This window comes from Mesorhizobium sp. AA22 (assembly GCF_001672375.2).
GTDB lineage: Bacteria > Pseudomonadota > Alphaproteobacteria > Rhizobiales > Rhizobiaceae > Mesorhizobium > Mesorhizobium wenxiniae.
This window is the reverse complement of sequence record NZ_CP048406.1, coordinates 54,626-73,803: the sequence shown is the minus strand read 5'-3', so window position 1 is coordinate 73,803 and position 19,178 is coordinate 54,626. Positions and strand designations below refer to the sequence as shown.

Sequence of the window (19,178 nt, the reverse complement as noted above, 5' to 3'; positions counted from 1 at the left end):
GAGAACCGCGTCAGCGCTGCGTTGACGATTGTTCCTTCCATCAGCTCAATCGCCCTCATCCTCGTAGCCGACGAGATGCAGCGGCCGCGCGGCGATGCCTTCGAGTTCGCACCAGCGCACCAGGGCCTCCTCGCGGCCATGCGTCACCCAGATTTCTCCGGCGCCGGTCTCCCTGATCGTGGCGGTCAGCTCGTCCCAGTCGGCGTGGTCGGAAATGATCAGCGGCAGTTCGACGCCGCCCTGCTTGGCGCGCTGGCGGATGCGCATCCAGCCGGACGCAAAGCACGAGATCGGATCGGGAAAGCGTCGCGCCCAGCGGTCGGCGAAGGCCGAGGGCGGGCCAACGACGATGGCCCCAGTGAAGGCGTCCTTGCCACCGCTTTCGACGGTCGCCGGCTCCAGCGTCCCGAGGTCGATGCCCTGGCGCTGATAGTAGTCGCTGAGCTTGGCCAGCGCGCCGTGGATGTAGATTGGCTTGTCGTAGCCGGCGTCGCGCAGCAACCGCATGACGCGCTGCGCCTTGCCGAGCGCATAGGCGCCGACCAGATGCGCGCGTTCGGGAAACTGCGCCGTCGATTTCAGCAGGCGGGCGATCTCTTCGGTATCGGGCGGGTGACGGAACACCGGCAGGCCGAAAGTCGCCTCCGTGATGAACACGTCGCACTTGACCGGTTCGAACGGCTCGCAAGTCGCGTCCCTATGGCGCTTGTAGTCGCCCGAAGCGACGATGCATGAGCCCTGATGCACGACCTCGATCTGCGCCGAGCCCAGCACATGGCCGGCCGGATGGAAGGTTACGGTGACGCCGTTCAGCGCAATCGCCTCGCCAAGTGCTGCCGCTTGCGTCGTCCCGGCAAAGTGCTCGCCGTAGCGCAGCCCCATAATGTCAAGCGTCTGTTGTGTGGCCAGCACCGAGCGGTGGCCTGAACGGGCATGGTCGGAATGGCCGTGCGTGATCAGCGCCCGGTTGACCGGCCGCACCGGGTCGATGAAGAAATCGCCGGGTGGGCAGTAGAGACCCTCGGGCCGGGGATGAAGCAGGTCACTGGCGCGCATGGCTCCAAGATAGTTGCTAATTCCGGCGCGGGAAGCCTGTTGCAAGTGACTGCTGACTCGGCTTACAGGCAACTGTCGGCGGGATCTCCATCACGAAACTGCATCAGGCCTCGTCCGGCGACGCTTTTCGTTCATCTGCGCCATACCTGGCGGCGGCTGTGAAAAAGCCTGGATTCACATGCCCGAAAGGGCAGGACACCGACACGGAGGACCTTGCATGCGCTGGAACTTGGTGGTCTTGGCACCTTGCCTGGCAATGGCCGGTTGCGTCGGCACCTCGATTGCCGAGCGACAGGACGCGAATGTCCAGTCCTCGCTGCAATATGATAGCGTGCCCTGCAATCAATTGCTGGCGCAACGCAACCGGCTGGCACAGCAATACCGTCTTCCACAGGATGCCAAGCCGTCCTTCTCCGATCCCGGGGTGGGCCTCGGCCCGTTCACGCCGGACGCCCGTTCCAAGGCCCAGCGAGAGGTCGAACAGGCGAGCGGCCGGATCGATGCCATGAACCGGTCGATCGCCCGCCGCGAATGTGGCAAGCCGGGTTAATACCCCGCGTCGCGATCCACCACGTTCTCGAGCTTTTCGCCGCGCTCGAAGGCGGCCATCTGGCGCAACATGATCGGCACCAGATGCACGGGATCGGATGTCGCCGCCGCGTGCGGCGTCACGAACACTTTCGGGTGGTTCCACAGCCGGCTGGTCTTCGGCAACGGCTCGACCTCGAACACGTCGAGACTCGCTTCCTTCAGCGTGCCGTCGTCCAGCGCGCGCACGATGTCGGCATCCTTCTGCAGGCGGCCGCGCCCGGCATTGATCAGCACGGAGCCGCCGAGGCCGTTGCGTTTCCTCAGCTCCTTCAGCACGCCGTAATTGATGATGCCTTGCGTCTGCGGCGTGAGCGGCAAAAGCACCATCAGAATGTCGGTAGCGTTGAGGAACGGGATCAACCCTGCCTCGCCGGCATAGGTCGAAACGCCTTCCATCGGCCGCTCGCTGCGCGACCAGCCATTGACCGCAAAGCCGAGCGACAAAAGCCCCGACGCCGCTGCGTGGCCAAGCGTGCCGAGCCCCATGATGCCGACGGAGATGTCGCCGGCCGGCCGCTGCGGCGGCTCGTGCCAGATCTTCTTTTGCTGCTGCGACCGGTAGAGCATGCCCTGGCGATGGTGATCGAGCACCCGCCAGACGACGTATTCGGTCATGTACTGGGTCAGGTTGTCGGCCACGACCTTGACGATCGGCACGTCGGGCAAAGTGGGATCGGCGAAGATGTGGTCGACGCCGGCGCCGATCGAAAAGACAGCGCGCAGATTGGGCAGCGACGACAGAAGGTTGGGCCGCTGCTTCCACACCACCGCATAGGTGATCGAGGGATCGCTGGCGCCGTCCGGCTCGAGCACCACCTCGCGTTCCGCCGACAAGAGTTCGCGCCAACGGCCTGGATGGATACCGGTGAGGGCAAGCAGGATACGGCCTTTTTCCATTGCGGATTCTATTTCCTTATGCGGTACAGGCTACTCGCTGACGGTGCCGACCGGCGCCGTTTCGATCCTGAATGCGGCCGAGATCAGCGCCTTGGTATAGTCGGTCTGCGGCCGTTCGAAAATCTGTTCGGATGGGCCGGTTTCGACGATCCTGCCATTGCGCATGACGATGACGTCGTTGGCAAGCGCGCGGATGACCTTCAGGTCGTGGCTGATGAACAGATAGGCGAGGTCGTGCTTCGCCTGCAGGCTGCGCAAAAGATCGACCACCTGCGCCTGCACGCTCATGTCGAGCGCCGAGGTCGGCTCGTCCAGCATGACGAAGCGCGGGTTGAGCACCATGGCGCGGGCGATGGCGATGCGCTGGCGCTGGCCGCCGGAAAACTCGTGCGGATAGCGATTGCGCGTGGCGGGGTCGAGCCCGACTTCCCCGAGCACATCGACGATGCGCTTGTCGCGCTCATCGTGCGACAGCTTCGGCTCGTGGATCTTCAGCCCTTCCTCGATGATCTCGGAGACCGACATGCGCGGGCTCAACGACCCGAACGGATCCTGGAAGACGATCTGCAGCTCGCGCCGCAGCGGCCGCATGGCGTTGAATGACAGTTCGTTGATATCGCGCCCGTTGAACCGAATGGTCCCGGTCGACGAGATCATCCTGGCCAGCGCCAGGCCGAGCGTCGTCTTGCCAGAGCCGGATTCGCCGACGACGCCGAGCGTCTGGCCGGCGCGCACGGTGACGTCGATGCCGTCCACCGCCTTCACATTGTCGACGGTGCGCCGGAAAAAGCCCTTCTTGATCGGAAACCAGACTTTTATGTCCTGGCCCGTCATCACAGGCTTGGCGGCAGCGTTGGCGGCGGGCGGTTTGCCCTTCGGTTCGGCGGCCAGCAGATGCCGCGTATAGCTGTGCTGCGGATAGGCGAAGATTTCCTTCGTCGGCCCGGTTTCGACGATCTTGCCTTTGGTCATAACGCAGACCCGGTCGGCGATCTTTCTGACGATGCCGAGATCGTGGGTGATGAACAGCATCGACATGCCCTTGCGGCTCTTCAGCTCCGCAAGCAGTTCGAGGATCTGCGCTTGCACGGTGACGTCGAGTGCCGTCGTCGGTTCGTCGGCGATCAGCAGTTCCGGTTCGTTGGCCAGTGCCATGGCGATCATGACGCGCTGGCGCTGGCCGCCGGAAAGCTGGTGCGGATAGGCGTCGAGCCGCTTCTCCGGCTCGCGGATACCGACCTCGTTGAGCAGCTCCAGGGTGCGCGCCTTGGCTTGGCGGTCGCCCAGGCCCTGGTGCAGCGCCAGCACCTCGATGATCTGCTGCTCGATCGTGTGCAGCGGATTGAGCGAGGTCATCGGCTCCTGGAAGATCATGGTGATCTTGTTGCCGCGCACGCGGCGCAATGCCTTCTCGTCGGTGGCGAGCAGGTCGGCGCCCTGGAACAGGATCTTTCCCGATGGATGGCTGGCAGCCGGATAAGGCAGCAGCTTCAGCACCGACAGCGCCGAGACCGACTTGCCGGAGCCGGATTCGCCGACCAGCGCCACCGTCTCGCCCTTGGCGATGTCGAAGGAGATGTGGTCGACGGCCATCGATTGGCGGCCTTCCTGAGCGAAGGCTACGCTGAGATCGCGCACGGAGAGGAGGGGGGCTTCGCTCATCTGAACGTCTTGCGCGGATCGAAGGCGTCGCGGGTCGCTTCGCCGACGAAGACCAGCAGCGACAGCATCAGCGAGATGACGACGAAGCCGGAAATGCCCAGCCATGGCGCGTTGAGGTTGCGCTGCGCCTGCTTCAGGAGCTCGCCCAGCGACGCCGAGCCGGGCGGCAGGCCGAAGCCAAGGTAGTCGAGCGAGGTCAGCGTCGAGATCGAGCCGCTGAGCAGAAAGGGCAGGAAGGTCAGCGTCGCCACCATGGCGTTTGGCAACAGATGCCGGAACATGATGGTGCCATTGGGTACGCCGAGCGCGCGGGCGGCGTTGACATATTCGAAGTTGCGGGCGCGCAGGAACTCGGCCCGCACCACGCCGACCAGCGCCACCCAGGAGAACAGCAGCATCAGCCCAAGCAGGATGAAGAAGCCGGGCGGCAGGATGGCGGCGACGATCAGCAAGAGATAGAGCACCGGGATCGCCGACCAGATCTCTATGAAGCGCTGGAACAGAAGGTCGGTCCAGCCGCCGAAATAGCCCTGCAATGCCCCGGCCGTCACGCCGATCAGCGCCGAGCCGGCGGTGAGGATCAGGCCGAACAGCACCGAGACCCTGAATCCGTAAATAACGCGCGCCAGCACGTCGCGGGCCTGGTCGTCGGTGCCCAGCCAGTTCCAGTTGCCGACGGCGCAATTGGGGTCGGCGGTACCTTGCGGATACTGATTGCAGCGTGTCTTGACGTCATAGAGCCAGGACGGCTTGGTGGGCGCCGCCTCTGGGATCGCGTTGTTGACGGTCCGGTAGGAATAGCGGACCGGCGGCCAGATCATCCAGCCATGGGCATTGATCTCGTCCTGGATGACCGGGTCACGATAGTCGGTGACCGCATAAAAGCCGCCGAACTTCTCCTCGGGATAAGCGACCAGGACCGGAAACAGGATCTCGCCCTTGTAGGAAACGAGGACCGGCTTGTCGTTTGCGATCCATTCGGAAAACAGCGACAGCACGAAAAGCACGAGAAAGATCCATAACGACCAATAGCCGCGCCGGTTGGCCCTAAAGTTCTGCAGGCGCCGCTGGTTGAGCGGCGACAGCCAGGGCCCGGCAATCCGGTCCGGCGCCGTTTCGGCTGCGGCCCCGGCCATCAGACGTCTCTCCGCTCGAAGTCGATGCGCGGGTCGACCCAGGTATAGATCAGGTCGGACAGGAGCCCGACGATCAGGCCAAGCAGCGAGAAGATGTAGAGATTGGCGAACACCACCGGGTAGTCGCGCTCGACCACCGACCTGAAACCGAGCAGGCCAAGGCCGTCGAGTGAAAAGATGTTCTCGATCAGCAGCGAGCCGGTGAAGAAGGCCGAGATGAAGGCGCCGGGAAAGCCGGCAACGACGATCAGCATGGCGTTGCGGAAGACGTGTCCGTAGAGAACCTGCCGTTCCGACAGGCCCTTGGCGCGCGCGGTCACCACATATTGCTTGCGGATTTCCTCGAGGAACGAATTCTTGGTCAGCAGCGTCGTGGTGGCGAAGGCCGACAGCACCAGCGCCGTCAGCGGCAAGGTCATGTGCCAGAGATAGTCGACGATCCGCGCCGGCCAGGACAGCTGGTCCCAATTGTCGGAGGTGATGCCTCGCAGCGGAAACCAGTCGTAGAAGGATCCGCCGGCAAACAGCACCATCAGGAGGATGCCGAACAGGAAGCCCGGAATGGCGTAGCCGACAATGACGACGCCGCTGGTCCATACGTCGAATGCCGAGCCGTCCTTGACTGCCTTGCGGATGCCGAGCGGGATCGAGATCAGGTAGGACAGCAGCGTGATCCACAGCCCGATCGAGATCGATACCGGCATCTTCTCCAGGATCAGATCGATCACAGAGATGTCACGGAAATAGCTGTCGCCGAAATCGAACCGGATATAGTTCCACAGCATCATGCCGAAGCGCTCGAGCGGTGGCTTGTCGAAGCCGAACTGCTTTTCCAGCTTGGCGATGAATTCGGGGTCGAGCCCCTGCGCGCCGCGATATTTCGAACCGACGTCGCCGGCCACGTCGAAATTGCTGGCGCCTGCGTCGCCACCGCCACCGCCAAGGCGATCGCTGCCGCCCTGGTTGGTCAGCCTGGCGATGACCTGCTCGACCGGCCCGCCCGGCGCGAACTGGATGACGGCGAAGGACACCGCCATGATGCCGAACAGGGTCGGGATCATCAGCAGGATGCGGCGCAGGATATAGGCGCCCATCAGGCTCTCTGCCTTGCTTGAGCGAGAATCTCAGGCTTTGCCAATCTTTGCCGCCTTGTCCTTGTCAAACCACCACAGCGTCTCGACCGGAAAGCCGAAATCGGGCTTCTGCTCGGGAAAGCCGAACATGTCCCAATAGGCGGCTCGGTGATTCGCGAGGAACCAACTTGGAATCCAATCGCGGCGTGCGCGCAAGGCCCGGTCGAGCGCCCGCATCGCTACAGTCAGGCTTTCGCGGTCCTTGGCGGCGCCGATCGCGTCGATCAACGCATCGATGGCGGGGCTTGATATGCCCGGCAAATTGCGCGAGCCGGACACGGTCGCCGCGCTTGAGTGGAAGAAGATCTCGAGATCGTCGCGGGTCGGCGTGGCGCTAAAATTGGAAGCGGCCGAGAGCAGGTCGAAATCGAACGTCGACTGCCGCAGCTGATACTGCGCCGAATCGACTAGGCGGATCGTCGCGTCGATGCCGACGGCCTTCATGTTGGCGACCCAGGGCGAATAGACCTGTACGAAGACATCGTCGTCGACCATGAATTCGGCTGAAAGCTTTTTGCCCTTGTCGTTGACAACGAAGTCGCCCGAACGCTTCCAGCCGGCATCGGCGAGAAGTTTCACCGCCTGGCCAAGTAATTTCCGGTCGCGGCCGGAACCGTCGGAAGCCTGCTGCACCACCGCTTCGCCGAAGGCTTCCGCCGGCAGCTTGTCGCGCAACGGCTCCAGCAAGGCAAGCTCTTCCGGCGACGGCATGCCTTCGGCGCGATAGTCCGATTTCTCGAAGCACGATTGCGAGCGCTCATAGGAACCGTAGAAGAAATTCCTCCGCGTCCATTCGAAGTCGAAGCAGAGCGCAATCGCCTGCCGCACCTGCGCATCGCGAAACTGTTCGCGCCGCTGGTTGACGGCGGTGGCCTGCATGGAGGGCAGCTTTTCGCTGGGGAATTCGCGCTTGATGACCTTGCCGGCGGTGAGCGCCGGAAAATCGTAAGCCGTCGCCCAGACCCGCGAGGTGGCTTCCTCCCGGTAGAGTACCTCGCCTTTCTTGAAAGCTTCAAACCCGGCCGTTCGGTTCTGGTAAAACTCGATGCGGAGGCGTTCGAAATTGTTCTGGCCGCGATTGACCGGGAGATCGCGGCCCCAATAGTCAAGCACGCGCTCATATTCGATCCATGCCCCGGCCGACCAGCGTCCAACCTTGTAGGCACCGGAACCAAGCGCGGGTCTCAGTTGCGAGGAGTCGAAAGGATTGGCTTCGTAAAAGGCCTTCGACAGGATCGGGAACTCGACGACGTTAAGCATCGTACGGGCAGAATGTTTGCCGGAAAACACGAGGCGCAGCGTCCGCGCATCGACGGCGGCTGCATCGTCCAGATGCTTCAAGGGCAACGACAGGCTTGGATGGCCCTTGTCCTTCAAGAGCTTGAAAGTAAAGGCGGCGTCTTGCGCGGTCAGAGGCGTGCCGTCATGGAAGCGCGCTTCGGGCCGCAGCGAAAACTCGAAACTGTTGCGGTCGTCCGAAATGGTCACGCCGTCGGCGAGCAGGCCGTAGACGGCGTCCGCCTCGTCCAGCGCTCGCACCATCAGCGTGTCGAAGCACATCCCCATGCGCGGCGGAGCATCGCCCTTTGGCGTGAAGGAGTTCAGTGTGTTGAAGGTCTCCGGGTTTTGATTATAGCCCCAGTTGGGTGGGGCAAAATTGAAGGTGCCGCCCTTGGGCGCGTCCGGATTGACATAATCGAAATGCGTGAAATCGGGAGGATATTTGAGGTCGCCGAAGGCCGACAGGCCGTGCAGCTTTACGCCGGTCGGGATGGCGGCGAAGGCCCGGCCGGGCAGCAAAGCTGCCGCCGTGGCCGCGGCGCCCAGGGCCAGAAAGTCGCGGCGGGCCAGAGGAGCGCGGCAGGGGAGCGCCGCCATCAATTGCCACTCTTGTATTTTGCCGCCAGCGCCTTTTCCTTGTCCGGATAGATCCACCAGGAATTCTGGTCGACGCCGCTATAAGCCGGTTGCTTCTCCGGGATGCCGAATTTGTTCCAGTAGGCGATACGAATTTTTCCCAAGTGCCACTGTGGGATCATGTAGTAGTTCCAGAGCAGCACCCGGTCCAGTGCGTGGGTGGCCGCTATGAGATCGTCCCGATCGGTGGCAAAGATCACTCGGTCGATGAGGGCGTCGACGATCGGGTTCTTGATCCCTGCCAAATTGCGTGACCCTGATGTATCGGCTGCAGTGGAGCTGAAGAAATCCCGCTGTTCGTTACCCGGCGAATTGGATTGCTGGAAGCCGGCAACCGCCAGCATATCAAAATCGAAGGCGCGGGTCCGGTTCGTGTACTGGCTGTCGTCAACGATGCGCAGCGTGGCATCGATGCCGAGACGTCTGAGATTGTCAATCAAGGGCCCGGCGACGCGTTCGTCTACGGGGTCGTTGCCGAGAAACTCGATCCTGAACGGTTCGCCGGTCTTTTCGTTGACGAGCTTGCCGCCGCGATTGACCCAACCCGCTTGCTTGAAGAGGTCATAGGCCTTCCGAAGATTTTCACGCCCCGACTGCGGCGTGGTGTAGACGGGCAGCTTGAACTCCTGGGTGAACAGTTCGGGCGGCAGCTTGTCGCGATATTGCTGCAGGATTTCCAGCTCCTTGCCCTGCGGCAGGCCGCCTGAGGCTAAATCGCCACCTTCGAAATAACTGTCCGTGCGCGTATAGGCGCCGAAGAAGATGGTGCGGTTCATGCTCTCGAAATCATAGGCGTAGGTCAGAGCCTGGCGCACGCGCACGTCCTGAAAGAGCGGCCGGCGCGTGTTCATCACGTAGGCCTGCATGGGTTCCGGCGAGGTTGTGGTATATTCCGCTTTTATGACGTCCCCCGCTTTGATGGCGGGAAAGGTGTACTCGACTGCCCATCTCTGGGCCCGTGACTCAACGCGAAAATCCTCAAAGCCGCCCTTGGTGAAGGCCTGCCAAGAGGCATTGTCGTCGAGAAAGTAGCTGAAACGCTGCCTGTCGAAATTCTCTCGCCCGATCTTCACCGGCAGCTTGGCACCCCAGTAGTCCGGCACGCGCTGCCAGACGATCTCAGTGCCAGGCTTGAAGCTGGCGATCTTGTAGGCGGCCGAGCCGAGCGGCGGCTCCTGCGTCGACCTGGTGATATCGCGCTTCTTGCCGTTGGCGTCGGTGCCTTCCCACCAGTGCTTCGGCAGCACCACCAAATCGCCGAGGATCTTCGGCAGCTCCCGATTTCCCTTCTGGTCGAAATGGAACTCGACCTCGCGGTCCGAGATCGCGACGGCATCGGTTACGTTCTCGAAATAGCGGCTGTACATCGGGCTGTTGGCCTTCAGCACCTGAAACGACCAGATCACGTCGTCGGTGGTGATCGGCTTGCCGTCGTGCCACTTGGCCCGCGGATCGAGACGGTAGGTCGCTGAGGAATAGTCGTCCGGATGTTTGTAGGCGTCGGAGACCAGCGGATGGCTGACGCTGCCTTCGTCGGTCGCCTGCTCCATCAGCGTGTCATAGAGCAGGCCGCCGCCGAACGGGACGAAGCCGGCGGCGAAGGAACCCTGGACGATATAGGGATTGAAGCTGTCGAACGTGCCGAGCACCACCGAATTTAGGGTGCCGCCCTTCGGCGCGTCCGGATTGACGTAGTCGTAGCGCTGGAAGTTGTTGCCGTATTTGGATTCGCCGATCAGCGACGAGGTAGTGCGCCATTCGTCCGCGAAGGCTGCTTGCAGGCCGCCGGCGAAAGCCGCCACAACCAGCGTCGATCTGAGAAACGTTCGGCCAACCGTCATGCCTTCTCCTCTGCGCGATAGCTGTCAGCCGACAATCTAGTTCATTTGACGATCATGAAAACCGCGACAGGTCGCCTTTGTCGCCGCACATGCGCTTTTCCCATTGAAAAGCCGGGCTGAACCCGGCTTTTTCAAGGAATGTACGATTACAATTGCGTTATTGCGCCGGCGCTGGTGGCGGAGCAGCTGGGGCCGGCGCAGGTGCGGCCGGCGCTGCACCCTCTGCGGGTTTGGCCGGTGCCGCACTTTTTGCCGGTTTGGCCGGCGCCGCGCCTTCGGCGGGCGCGGCGGCATTCTCGGCCGAAGCGCCGGGGGCCGGCAGCGGCTTTGGACTGTCCGACAGCGTGCGCAGATAGGCGATGACGTTGGCGCGGTCCTCGTCCTTCGGCAGGCCGGCGAAGCCCATCGCCGTGCCCTTCACGAGCTTCTTCGGCGAGAGGAGAAAGTGATTGAGGTTGTCATAGGTCCACTTCTCGGCGCCGCCCTTGGAAAAATCCTTCATGCCGGCCGAATAGGCGAAGCCTCCATGCTCGGCGACGGGACGGTCGATGAGGTCCCAGAGATCGGGGCCGACCTTGTTCGGCCCGCCCTTCTCGCCGGAGTGACAGGCCTGGCACTTCTTGAACACGGCGGCACCCGCCTCGACATTGGCGTTGGCCAGGAGGTCGGCGATCGGCTTGGCCTCTGAAGCGGGGGCTGCCGGGCCGCCCTCGGCAGGCTCCTCGGTCGCCTCGATGGCAAAGCCGGGTTTTTCCGGTGCGGGGGAGGCGAACAGCGCGTCGGACACAATGCCGACCGAGAAGACGACGAACACGGTTCCGAGCAGGCCGCCGATCAGCTTGTTGATTTCGAAAGAGTCCATACGCCCCAGGCTCCCTTTTCCGGCGGACCGATCCGTCCACTCCGTCCGTCGGTAATCGTGAACCACCCCACAAGGCGGTCAAATCGGGCGGAAACTAGGTCTTTTGCTCTGGCGTTGCAACACCTATAAGGGCGCTTCCAGTGAGACCTTTTGCCACTTTTCCCTTCCTCTTTTTCGGACGCTTCATCACCCGATGTCCACGCTCATTCTCATCCCGGCCCGCATGGCCTCGACCCGCCTGCCGGGCAAGCCGCTTGCCGAAATCGCCGGCGTCCCGATGATCGTCCATGTCGCCCGTCGCGCTGCCGAAGCCGGGCTCGGCCGGGTGGTGGTCGCCACCGATACCGAAAGCGTGGCCGAAGCGGTGCGCGAGCACGGTTTCGAGGCGGTGATGACGCGCGTCGGCCACGAATCGGGCTCCGACCGCATCTTCGAGGCGCTGGCCACGCTGGATCCCGGGCGTAAGGTCGAAACGATCGTCAATGTGCAAGGCGACCTGCCGACCATCGATCCCGACATCATAAATGCCGCGCTGAGGCCTTTCGCGGATGCGACGGTCGACATCGCCACGCTCGGTATCGAGATCGTCCGCGACGAGGAAAAGACCAACCCGAATGTCGTCAAGATCGTCGGCTCGCCGCTGTCGGAGACACGGCTGCGGGCGCTCTATTTCACCCGCGCCACGGCACCCTGGGGCGAGGGGCCGCTCTATCACCACATCGGCCTCTATGCCTATCGCCGCTCAGCGCTCGAACGCTTCGTCGCGCTGAAGCCATCGCCCTTGGAACGGCGCGAGAAGCTCGAGCAGTTGCGGGCGCTGGAGGCCGGCATGCGCATCGACGCCGAGATTGTGCAGTCGGCGCCGTTCGGCGTCGACACGCCGGACGATCTCGAACGCGCCAGAACCCTTCTTTCAACCTGAGACATCCGGTCAACCTGAGAATGCCTGAAAAAACCAACAGAATAGCCTTCCAGGGCGAGCCGGGCGCCAATTCCGACACTGCCTGCCGCAACATGTTCCCTGATATGGAGCCGTTGCCGTGTCCGACCTTCGAGGATGCCTTCAATGCGGTCGAGACCGGCAAGGCCGACCTCGCCATGATCCCGATCGAGAACACGATTGCCGGGCGCGTCGCCGACATCCACCACCTCCTGCCGGAATCGAAGCTGCACATCGTCGGCGAATATTTCCTGCCGATCCATTTCCAGCTGATGGTCTTGCCGGGCGTCAGGCGCGACGAGATCAAGACCGTGCACAGCCACATCCATGCGCTCGGCCAGTGCCGCAAATACATCCGCAAAAACGGCTGGAAGCCGGTGGTCGCCGGCGACACGGCGGGCGCCGCCAAGCTCGTCGCCGGGCTGAAAGACCGCACCATGGCGGCGCTGGCGCCGGCCTTGGCCGCGACGCTCTACGGGCTCGACATCATCGAGGAGAATGTCGAGGACACCGACAGCAACGTCACCCGTTTCGTCGTGCTGACCAAGAACAGGCAGTGGGCACAACGCCCTTCCGCCGAAGCCAGGATGATGACGACGTTCATCTTCCGCGTCCGCAACGTGCCGGCCGCGCTCTACAAGGCGATGGGCGGCTTTGCCACCAACGGCATCAACATGACCAAGCTAGAGAGCTACCAGCTCGGCGCATTCACCGCGACCCTGTTCTATGCCGATATCGAGGGCCATCCGGACGATCCTTTGGTCAAGCTGGCACTCGACGAGCTTGCCTTCTTCTCGCGCGAAATGCGGATCCTTGGCGTCTACCCGGCCAGCGAATCGCGCGAGCAATGGAAGGTGGCGGATTAGCTCCCCCTGCGGCGTCCTGACGTAGCGCCTTGCCAGGTGACGAGCGCCGGGCGACATTCCTGCGATGTGGCTCCTGAAACTGGCACTCGCAGTCGCTGGATTGTATGCGGTTTTTGTCGCCGTCGTGTATGTGCTTCAGTCCTGGCTGATCTTTCCGGCCGGCCTTGCGGCGTTCGGACCCGATCTGCCGGCCGGGGCACGCCATGTCGAGCTGGCGACGGAGGACGGCGAGCGCGTCGTTCTGGTGCGCCTGCCGGCAAGGCAGACGCCGGCCGCGCCGCGCCCGCTCCTGCTGGGATTCGCCGGCAATGCCTGGAATGCCGATGCACTTGCCCTTATGCTGCACCAGCTATTTCCCGAACATCAAGTCACTGCGCTGCACTACCGCGGATATGCGCCGAGCAGCGGAAGCCCGTCGGCCGCCGCCCTATTCGAGGACGCCCGACGCGCCCACGACCACCTGGCCACCGATGCCAAAGCCGGCGTCGTCGCCATCGGCCTTAGCGTCGGCGCTGCGGTTGCGGTCGATCTGGCGACGGCCCGGCCATTGCGCGGCATAGTGATGGTTACGCCCTTCGATTCGCTGAGAGAACTCGCCGCTCACCACTATCCCTGGCTTCCGGTTCGCCTCTTGCTGCGGCACCGCATGGAGGCGGCAGGATCTCTGCGCGACCTCGATGTGCCCACGGCCGTAATCACCGCCGAAAACGACACCATCGTTCCTGCCGCACGCTCGGCACCTCTGCGCGAGGCTGCCCGTGATCTGCGCAGCCACATCGCCATAGCGGCTGGCCACAACGACCTCTATGGCCATCCCGATTTCGCCGGAGCGCTACGCGCCTCCGTTGCAGCGGTCACGCGCGATTGACGAGCAGTTCCCAGATGTCGGAATTCCGGCTCGACATTCGTCCTTTGGTTGCCTCAATCGAAGAAGGGACGCGACGAGATGAGGAAACTGATCTCAATCGACGACGTCACGCACGATCGCGTCATGCAATCATCCGGAGCCTTCCAATGACCCCAACCATCACCGCCTTTGAGCAGTCGCCGGATCGCGGCAGGGGACTGGCGCGCGACATGCGTGTTCGCTGGGCGCTTGAAGAAGTGAACCAGCCCTACAAGGTTCGTCTTGTTTCGTTCAAGGCGATGAACGAACCCGCGCATCGAGCGCTCCATCCGTTCGGGCAGATTCCGACCTATGAGGAAGGCGATCTCGCCCTGTTCGAGTCGGGGGCGATCGTGTTCCATATCGCCGAGCGCCATGGTGGCCTGCTGCCAGAGGATGGGAATGCGCGGGCGCGCGCGATCTCATGGATGTTTGCCGCGCTCAACACGGTGGAGCCGCCGATCCTTGAACGCCAAACCGCCGTGCTCCTGGAGCGCGACGAGACCTGGCACGAACAGCGCCTGCCTATGGTCGAGAATCGCATCCGTGACCGGCTGGGCGAACTTTCCGGTCGCTTGGGCGATGCCGACTGGCTCGATGGTGCGTTCAGCGCGGGGGACCTGATGATGGTGCACGTGCTGCTAAGGTTGAGCGGGTCGGGTATACTGCACGAATATCCGAACCTCTTCGCCTATGTCGCCCGCGGCGAAGCCCGGCCGGCCTACAAGCGTGCTTTCGCCGCTCAACTGGCGGTTTTCACTGGCAAGTCACCGACCGGCTGATGAGGGCTGCTCTCGGTCGAACTTGCTCGAATGATTGATGCTAGCTCAGCGGCGCGTAGTCGATCTCCAAAAACGCCTCGATCTCTGGGATCCAGCGGTCGCGGACGAAGGCGACGTGGTCGGGATGGTCGTTGTAGCGGGAATAGGCGGCTTGGTCGGCGAACTCCATCGAGAAGCCGAAACGAAAATCGTTCTTCGGGCTGACCTGACGCAGCTGCTCGAACTTTTCGACGCCCGGTATCGCCGCCAGTATTTTCGCGTCGACGAGGAATTTTGCCTCCTCGGCCGAGCTGTCCTTGTGCTTCAGCCTGAACACCACTGTGTGACGGATCATTTGTCCCCCTGTGAGTTTTACGCGCTGTCTGCCCAGGCGCGGATGAGATTATAGGCGATCGCCCCCTTCGGCGGCGTGATCAGGCCGCCCGGATGCTCGCGGGCCAGCATCGAGAATACCTCGTCGCGAAAGAACCAGCGGCAGTCTTCCAGCTCGTTGAGGTCGGCCTGGATGTCGTCGTTGAGCGGTTCCCCGAAGCAGCCGATCATCAGCGAATAGGGAAACGGCCAGGGCTGGCTGGCATGGTAGACGACGCGGCCAAGTCTGATGCCGGCTTCCTCCAACGTTTCACGGCGCACCGCCGCCTCGATCGTCTCGCCGGGTTCGATGAAGCCGGCGAGCGCCGAATACATGCCCGGTGCGAAATGCCGGCCGCGGCCAAGCAGGCATTTTTCGGGCGTCGCGGTCAGCATGATCGCCACCGGGTCGGTGCGCGGAAAATGCTCGGTGGCGCAGGCCGGGCAAAGCCGCTTGTAGCCGCCGGCCCGCATTTCGGCTTCAGCGCCGCATTTGCTGCAGAAGCGGTGGCTGGCATGCCAGGCGAGCAATGCTGCTCCTTGCGCCATCGCGCCGGCCGCCGCCTCGTCGATCAGCCCCTGCATATAAACCGAGCGATAGTCGATGGCCTTGATCGTCTCCGGCAGTTGTTCGGGGTCGATGCCGGCCGGCACGGCGAGCACCGGACCGCTGTCGGAAAAACCGAGCAGGACGCCATGGTCGCGCGACACCTGGAGCGGCTGGCTTTCCTCGGCGCCGAACCAGGGGTCGAAGCCGCCATCCCTAAGCTTCAGGTAGAGGCGCCCGCCATGCATCAGCAAAAGCCTGACCGAGGGATCGGCGAGCGCCTTTTCGACGGAATCGTCGGCGCGGTTTTCCGATTGCCGGTCGATCACATTGCCGGCGAAGCCAACGAACTGGCTCGGCTCGCGCAAGGGCGCGTCAAACAGGCGGATGCTCATGGGAGACTCAAGATTCAGGATGGACACGGGACAGGCTTATAGCGCCGCCTTTATCTGTTGCGCAAACCGGCGAAGGTCCGAGCGCTGGTAGGGCTCGCGCATGCCGTGCCCCCACACCGGGCCCGGCCAGCCGGGATCGCCTTCCGAGCGGGCGACGACATGGACATGCAACTGGCGCACGACGTTGCCGAGGGCGCCGCTGTTGATCTTGGTGCAGCCGCTCACCCTCTTCAGCGCCTGCGCCACCATATTGGTCTCGAAGGTCAGCATCGCCTGGTCGAGCGGCGTCAAATCGTGGATTTCCTCCACGCCCGGTCGCTGCGGCACCAGAAGCAGCCACGGCCAGCGGCGGTCGTTCATCACCCGCAGCTCGCATAGGCCGAGCCACATCAATTGCTCGCTGTCCGCCTCCAGACGAGCATCCAGCGTAAATCCGGCCTTGAGGCCCGGCAACATCGGCGTTTCCTTCACTTTTGTCGTGTTTTTTAGACTTTCGAACGCTAAAGCGGCTGCCGGTGGCCCGCAAGAGGCGGCAAGCGAATCGTTGCTTTGTGACGGCAGTTATGCTAGTGGTTCGGCCATGGTGCTGCTTTGCGCCAATGACCCGCCCCGAGGCGGGTTTTCTGTTTCAGCATTCGGCGCCACTCCCGGCTGATTGAATCCTGCGCCCTTGCATTTCATCGCCGGATTGCCGATATGGAAGCGGGAGGTTGGTGGTGGACGGTCCACTCGCCAACCGGGTCAGGTCCGGAAGGAAGCAGCCCTAACGAGCCCGGAACGGGTCATTGTTCCAGCCTCCCACCTCTTCGCCTTTCTCCCGCGACATTGACGGCGCCAAGCCCTGCGGGCGAAACTATGCGCAGGAATCGGCCGCCTGCAGGCGCGGCCCTTGGAGCTTTACGGGCGAATGAGCGATGCCGGAAATTCGGGAACGGAAAAGGCAGTCGCCTATCGCGTTCTGGCGCGCAAATACCGTCCTGCTAATTTTTCCGAACTGATCGGCCAGGAGCCGATGGTTCGCACCCTCACCAATGCTTTCGCCACCGGCCGCATCGCCCAGGCCTGGATGCTGACCGGTGTGCGTGGTGTCGGCAAGACGACGACAGCGCGCATTCTGGCGCGGGCGCTCAACTACAAGACCGCCACCGTCGACCAGCCTTCGGTCGACCTTGCCGTGCTGGGCGAGCATTGCCAAGCGATTATGGAAGGCCGCCATGTCGACGTCATCGAGATGGACGCCGCTTCGCATACCGGCATCGACGACATCAGAGACATCATCGAGCGCGTGCGTTACGCCCCGGTGTCGGCGCGCTACAAGGTCTACATCATCGACGAAGTGCACATGCTCTCGACCCAGGCCTTCAACGGCCTGCTGAAGACGCTGGAAGAGCCGCCGCCGCACGTCAAATTCATCTTCGCCACCACCGAAATCAGAAAAGTTCCGATCACCGTTCTGTCGCGTTGCCAGCGCTTCGACCTCAGGCGTATCGATGCCGGCACGCTGGTCGCGCATCTGTCCTCGATCGCCGGCAAAGAAGGCATTGCGGTCGACGACGACGCACTGGCGATGATCGCCCGTGCGGCCGAAGGATCGGCGCGCGATTCGCTGTCCATTCTCGACCAGGCGATCGCCCATGGCAGCGGCGCTGTCAGCGCCGAAGCGGTACGCGCCATGCTCGGGCTCGCCGACCGCGCCCGCATCGTCGACCTGTTCGAACATGTCATGAAAGGCGATGTGGCGTCCGCACTGGCCGAGTTCCGCAACCAGTACGATACCGGCGCCGATCCGGCCGCGGTGCTGACCGACTTGGCCGAGTTCAACCACCTCGTCACCCGTTTGCGCTTCGTGCCGACGGCCCTTGAGGACGCGTCGCTGTCGGAAGACGAGCGCCGGCGCGGCGCCGATTTCGCCAAGGCGCTGTCAGTCAGGGTGCTGTCGCGGACCTGGCAAATGCTGTTGAAAGGCATTCCCGAGGTGCAGTCCTCCAACCGGCCGGTCAGTGCCGCCGAAATGGTGCTGATCCGGCTGGCGCATGCCGCCGACCTGCCGACACTGGACGAGGCGCTGAAATCGCTGGAGAGCGGAGCGTCGGTGCCCAACGGCGCGCCACGCTCGAATAGTGCGCCCGCAAGCTCTGTCGTCGCAAATCCCGGCCCAGCAAGTCCCGGAAATGGCGGCGCCAGCGCTGTGGCGCAGACGCGGATGCCGACGGCCAATGGCGGCGCGCACACCATGCGGCTGGTCGAACCCGCGCCGATGCCTGCAGCCTTCGTTCCGGAGCCGGTTGCGGATGCGCCGCCGGTGCCGGTGAAATCGCTGGCCGACATCGTCGCGCTTGCCGATGCCCAGCGCGACATGGCCTTCAAGGTGCTGGTGAAGCGCTGCGTGCGCCTGGTGCGCATCGAGCCCGGCCGCATCGACGTCAGCCTGACCGATGATGCGCCGAAGATGCTGCTCAACGATCTGACCGCCAAATTGCGCGCCTGGACCGGCCGCAGCTGGCTGGTGTCGCTGTCGAAGGAAGAGGGTGGCCAGACGCTGGCCGAGATGGAATCGACCAAACGCGAAAGCGCCCTCCTCGACGCCAAGAGCGACCCGACCGTCGCCGCCATCCTAGCGCGTTTTCCCGGCGCCAAGATCATCGACGTGCGCATTCCCGACGCACCGGAAGCCGATGCGGTGGAGGCAGAGGTTCCGATCGAGCCGGCGACAGACGAAGACGAAACCTGATATCAATCGTAGAGGACCAAGCGATGAAAGATCTTCTCGGCCTGATGGGCAAGGCGAAAGAAATGCAGGCCAAGTTCCAGGCCATGCAGGACGAGATCGCCACGCTGGAAGCCACCGGACAGGCCGGCGGCGGCCTGGTCAGCGTGACGCTGACCGGCAAATTCGAGATGAAGGCGCTGAAGATCGACCCGTCTCTGTTCAAGGAGGACGAGGTCGAGATTCTGGAGGATCTGCTTCTCGCTGCCCACAATGACGCCAGGGCGAAGGTCGAGCAGATGATGCAGGAAAAGACCCAAGCATTGACCGCAGGACTGCCGATACCGCCGGGAATGAAGCTGCCGTTCTAAGGTGTTGATAGCTATGCCGGTCGACTGAACCCATTGCTCGAGCCTTGGGGAAGGCTCCCTGCGGGTATCCTAGGACAGGACCCATGCCGTTACAGTGGTATCGAGTGCCATGCCGCGATCCGGCGGTCGCTTGCTCCACCGGTGTGTCCATTAGGCAACTCCGCACACTTAATAACGCTTTAGCCATCTTTTTGCCTGAAAGTGTCTCATTCTTGCCGCAACAGGGGCGGGCTGGCGA

At 63.1% G+C, this 19,178-nt stretch carries 18 protein-coding genes and 1 other RNA gene; 8 read left to right on the top strand and 11 right to left on the bottom strand.

Features of this window, described 5'->3' with window-relative positions; genetic code table 11:
- Positions 1 to 45: 45 nt before the first annotated feature.
- Positions 46 to 1,056, bottom strand: coding sequence for a ligase-associated DNA damage response exonuclease (locus A9K68_RS00350; RefSeq protein ID WP_065005927.1), 1,011 nt, complete (start codon positions 1,054 to 1,056; stop codon positions 46 to 48).
- Between the two features lie 217 nt (positions 1,057 to 1,273).
- On the opposite strand from A9K68_RS00350, the gene A9K68_RS00345 reads away from it, so the two are divergent.
- Positions 1,274 to 1,606 carry a hypothetical protein gene (locus A9K68_RS00345; protein WP_065005926.1) on the top strand — a complete coding sequence of 111 codons (333 nt, stop codon included), beginning with the start codon at positions 1,274 to 1,276 and terminating at the stop codon, positions 1,604 to 1,606.
- Here A9K68_RS00345 and A9K68_RS00340 read toward each other — a convergent pair.
- From A9K68_RS00340 to A9K68_RS00310, 7 genes are all read right to left on the bottom strand, one after another.
- Positions 1,603 to 2,544, bottom strand: a complete 942-nt coding sequence (locus A9K68_RS00340) for a glyoxylate/hydroxypyruvate reductase A (RefSeq protein WP_065005925.1) — start codon at positions 2,542 to 2,544, stop codon at positions 1,603 to 1,605. The two genes, A9K68_RS00345 and A9K68_RS00340, sit on opposite strands and share 4 nt — an antisense overlap.
- A gap of 30 nt (positions 2,545 to 2,574) precedes the next feature.
- Positions 2,575 to 4,206: an ABC transporter ATP-binding protein gene (locus A9K68_RS00335; RefSeq protein WP_065005924.1), complete on the bottom strand. Its 1,632-nt coding sequence runs from the start codon at positions 4,204 to 4,206 to the stop codon at positions 2,575 to 2,577.
- A complete protein-coding gene (locus tag A9K68_RS00330) occupies positions 4,203 to 5,342 on the bottom strand; it encodes an ABC transporter permease (protein WP_065005923.1) in 1,140 nt (379 codons plus the stop codon). Before A9K68_RS00330 ends, A9K68_RS00335 begins: the two co-directional genes overlap by 4 nt.
- On the bottom strand, positions 5,342 to 6,436 hold the full coding sequence (locus A9K68_RS00325; protein WP_065005922.1) for a microcin C ABC transporter permease YejB: 1,095 nt from the start codon (positions 6,434 to 6,436) through the stop codon (positions 5,342 to 5,344). The genes A9K68_RS00330 and A9K68_RS00325 overlap by 1 nt, the downstream gene beginning before the upstream one ends.
- 30 nt (positions 6,437 to 6,466) lie before the next feature.
- Positions 6,467 to 8,353 (bottom strand): extracellular solute-binding protein, encoded by a 1,887-nt coding sequence (locus A9K68_RS00320; protein WP_065005921.1) that lies wholly within the window; start codon positions 8,351 to 8,353, stop codon positions 6,467 to 6,469.
- Entirely contained in the window at positions 8,353 to 10,233 is a 1,881-nt protein-coding gene (locus A9K68_RS00315; RefSeq protein WP_065005920.1) for an extracellular solute-binding protein, read from the bottom strand. The genes A9K68_RS00320 and A9K68_RS00315 overlap by 1 nt, the downstream gene beginning before the upstream one ends.
- 157 nt (positions 10,234 to 10,390) lie before the next feature.
- The gene (locus A9K68_RS00310; protein WP_065005919.1) at positions 10,391 to 11,095 is read right to left on the bottom strand and encodes a cytochrome c family protein; all 705 of its coding nucleotides are present in this window, start codon (positions 11,093 to 11,095) and stop codon (positions 10,391 to 10,393) included.
- Between the two features lie 193 nt (positions 11,096 to 11,288).
- Here A9K68_RS00310 and A9K68_RS00305 point away from each other — a divergent pair, with 193 nt between their 5' ends.
- The 4 genes from A9K68_RS00305 to A9K68_RS00290 all read left to right on the top strand — a co-directional run bounded on the left by A9K68_RS00305 (position 11,289) and on the right by A9K68_RS00290 (position 14,569).
- A complete protein-coding gene (locus A9K68_RS00305; RefSeq protein ID WP_065005918.1) occupies positions 11,289 to 12,017 on the top strand; it encodes a 3-deoxy-manno-octulosonate cytidylyltransferase in 729 nt (242 codons plus the stop codon).
- A 20-nt stretch (positions 12,018 to 12,037) separates the two neighbouring features.
- Positions 12,038 to 12,901 (top strand): prephenate dehydratase, encoded by an 864-nt coding sequence (locus tag A9K68_RS00300; RefSeq protein WP_065005917.1) that lies wholly within the window; start codon positions 12,038 to 12,040, stop codon positions 12,899 to 12,901.
- A gap of 64 nt (positions 12,902 to 12,965) precedes the next feature.
- Entirely contained in the window at positions 12,966 to 13,769 is an 804-nt protein-coding gene (locus A9K68_RS00295; RefSeq protein WP_065005916.1) for an alpha/beta hydrolase, read from the top strand.
- A 146-nt stretch (positions 13,770 to 13,915) separates the two neighbouring features.
- A complete protein-coding gene (locus A9K68_RS00290; RefSeq protein ID WP_065005915.1) occupies positions 13,916 to 14,569 on the top strand; it encodes a glutathione S-transferase family protein in 654 nt (217 codons plus the stop codon).
- Positions 14,570 to 14,609: 40 nt separating this feature from the next.
- Here the strand turns inward: A9K68_RS00290 and A9K68_RS00285 are convergent, their stop codons facing one another.
- The 3 genes from A9K68_RS00285 to A9K68_RS00275 are packed head-to-tail and all read right to left on the bottom strand — an operon-like array spanning position 14,610 to position 16,318.
- A complete protein-coding gene (locus A9K68_RS00285; protein ID WP_065005914.1) occupies positions 14,610 to 14,903 on the bottom strand; it encodes a Dabb family protein in 294 nt (97 codons plus the stop codon).
- A 17-nt stretch (positions 14,904 to 14,920) separates the two neighbouring features.
- Positions 14,921 to 15,862, bottom strand: a complete 942-nt coding sequence (gene nudC / locus A9K68_RS00280; RefSeq protein WP_065005913.1) for an NAD(+) diphosphatase — start codon at positions 15,860 to 15,862, stop codon at positions 14,921 to 14,923.
- Between the two features lie 36 nt (positions 15,863 to 15,898).
- The gene (locus A9K68_RS00275; protein WP_029356985.1) at positions 15,899 to 16,318 is read right to left on the bottom strand and encodes an HIT family protein; all 420 of its coding nucleotides are present in this window, start codon (positions 16,316 to 16,318) and stop codon (positions 15,899 to 15,901) included.
- Positions 16,319 to 16,567: 249 nt separating this feature from the next.
- Here A9K68_RS00275 and ffs point away from each other — a divergent pair.
- The 3 genes from ffs to A9K68_RS00260 all read left to right on the top strand — a co-directional run bounded on the left by ffs (position 16,568) and on the right by A9K68_RS00260 (position 18,940).
- Positions 16,568 to 16,664, top strand: an RNA gene (gene ffs / locus A9K68_RS00270) — signal recognition particle sRNA small type.
- A 105-nt stretch (positions 16,665 to 16,769) separates the two neighbouring features.
- A complete protein-coding gene (locus A9K68_RS00265; protein ID WP_065005912.1) occupies positions 16,770 to 18,593 on the top strand; it encodes a DNA polymerase III subunit gamma/tau in 1,824 nt (607 codons plus the stop codon).
- 23 nt (positions 18,594 to 18,616) lie between these two features.
- Entirely contained in the window at positions 18,617 to 18,940 is a 324-nt protein-coding gene (locus tag A9K68_RS00260; RefSeq protein ID WP_065005911.1) for a YbaB/EbfC family nucleoid-associated protein, read from the top strand.
- The last annotated feature ends 238 nt before the right edge of the window (positions 18,941 to 19,178 follow it).

Coding starts and splice junctions, on each gene's coding strand:
- A9K68_RS00350 (WP_065005927.1), bottom strand. CDS start 1,056: ATGCGCGCCAGTGACCTGCTTCATCCCCGGCCCGAGGGTCTCTACTGC.
- A9K68_RS00345 (WP_065005926.1), top strand. CDS start 1,274: ATGCGCTGGAACTTGGTGGTCTTGGCACCTTGCCTGGCAATGGCCGGT.
- A9K68_RS00340 (WP_065005925.1), bottom strand. CDS start 2,544: ATGGAAAAAGGCCGTATCCTGCTTGCCCTCACCGGTATCCATCCAGGC.
- A9K68_RS00335 (WP_065005924.1), bottom strand. CDS start 4,206: ATGAGCGAAGCCCCCCTCCTCTCCGTGCGCGATCTCAGCGTAGCCTTC.
- A9K68_RS00330 (WP_065005923.1), bottom strand. CDS start 5,342: ATGGCCGGGGCCGCAGCCGAAACGGCGCCGGACCGGATTGCCGGGCCC.
- A9K68_RS00325 (WP_065005922.1), bottom strand. CDS start 6,436: ATGGGCGCCTATATCCTGCGCCGCATCCTGCTGATGATCCCGACCCTG.
- A9K68_RS00320 (WP_065005921.1), bottom strand. CDS start 8,353: ATGGCGGCGCTCCCCTGCCGCGCTCCTCTGGCCCGCCGCGACTTTCTG.
- A9K68_RS00315 (WP_065005920.1), bottom strand. CDS start 10,233: ATGACGGTTGGCCGAACGTTTCTCAGATCGACGCTGGTTGTGGCGGCT.
- A9K68_RS00310 (WP_065005919.1), bottom strand. CDS start 11,095: ATGGACTCTTTCGAAATCAACAAGCTGATCGGCGGCCTGCTCGGAACC.
- A9K68_RS00305 (WP_065005918.1), top strand. CDS start 11,289: ATGTCCACGCTCATTCTCATCCCGGCCCGCATGGCCTCGACCCGCCTG.
- A9K68_RS00300 (WP_065005917.1), top strand. CDS start 12,038: ATGCCTGAAAAAACCAACAGAATAGCCTTCCAGGGCGAGCCGGGCGCC.
- A9K68_RS00295 (WP_065005916.1), top strand. CDS start 12,966: ATGTGGCTCCTGAAACTGGCACTCGCAGTCGCTGGATTGTATGCGGTT.
- A9K68_RS00290 (WP_065005915.1), top strand. CDS start 13,916: ATGACCCCAACCATCACCGCCTTTGAGCAGTCGCCGGATCGCGGCAGG.
- A9K68_RS00285 (WP_065005914.1), bottom strand. CDS start 14,903: ATGATCCGTCACACAGTGGTGTTCAGGCTGAAGCACAAGGACAGCTCG.
- nudC (WP_065005913.1), bottom strand. CDS start 15,862: ATGAGCATCCGCCTGTTTGACGCGCCCTTGCGCGAGCCGAGCCAGTTC.
- A9K68_RS00275 (WP_029356985.1), bottom strand. CDS start 16,318: ATGTTGCCGGGCCTCAAGGCCGGATTTACGCTGGATGCTCGTCTGGAG.
- A9K68_RS00265 (WP_065005912.1), top strand. CDS start 16,770: ATGAGCGATGCCGGAAATTCGGGAACGGAAAAGGCAGTCGCCTATCGC.
- A9K68_RS00260 (WP_065005911.1), top strand. CDS start 18,617: ATGAAAGATCTTCTCGGCCTGATGGGCAAGGCGAAAGAAATGCAGGCC.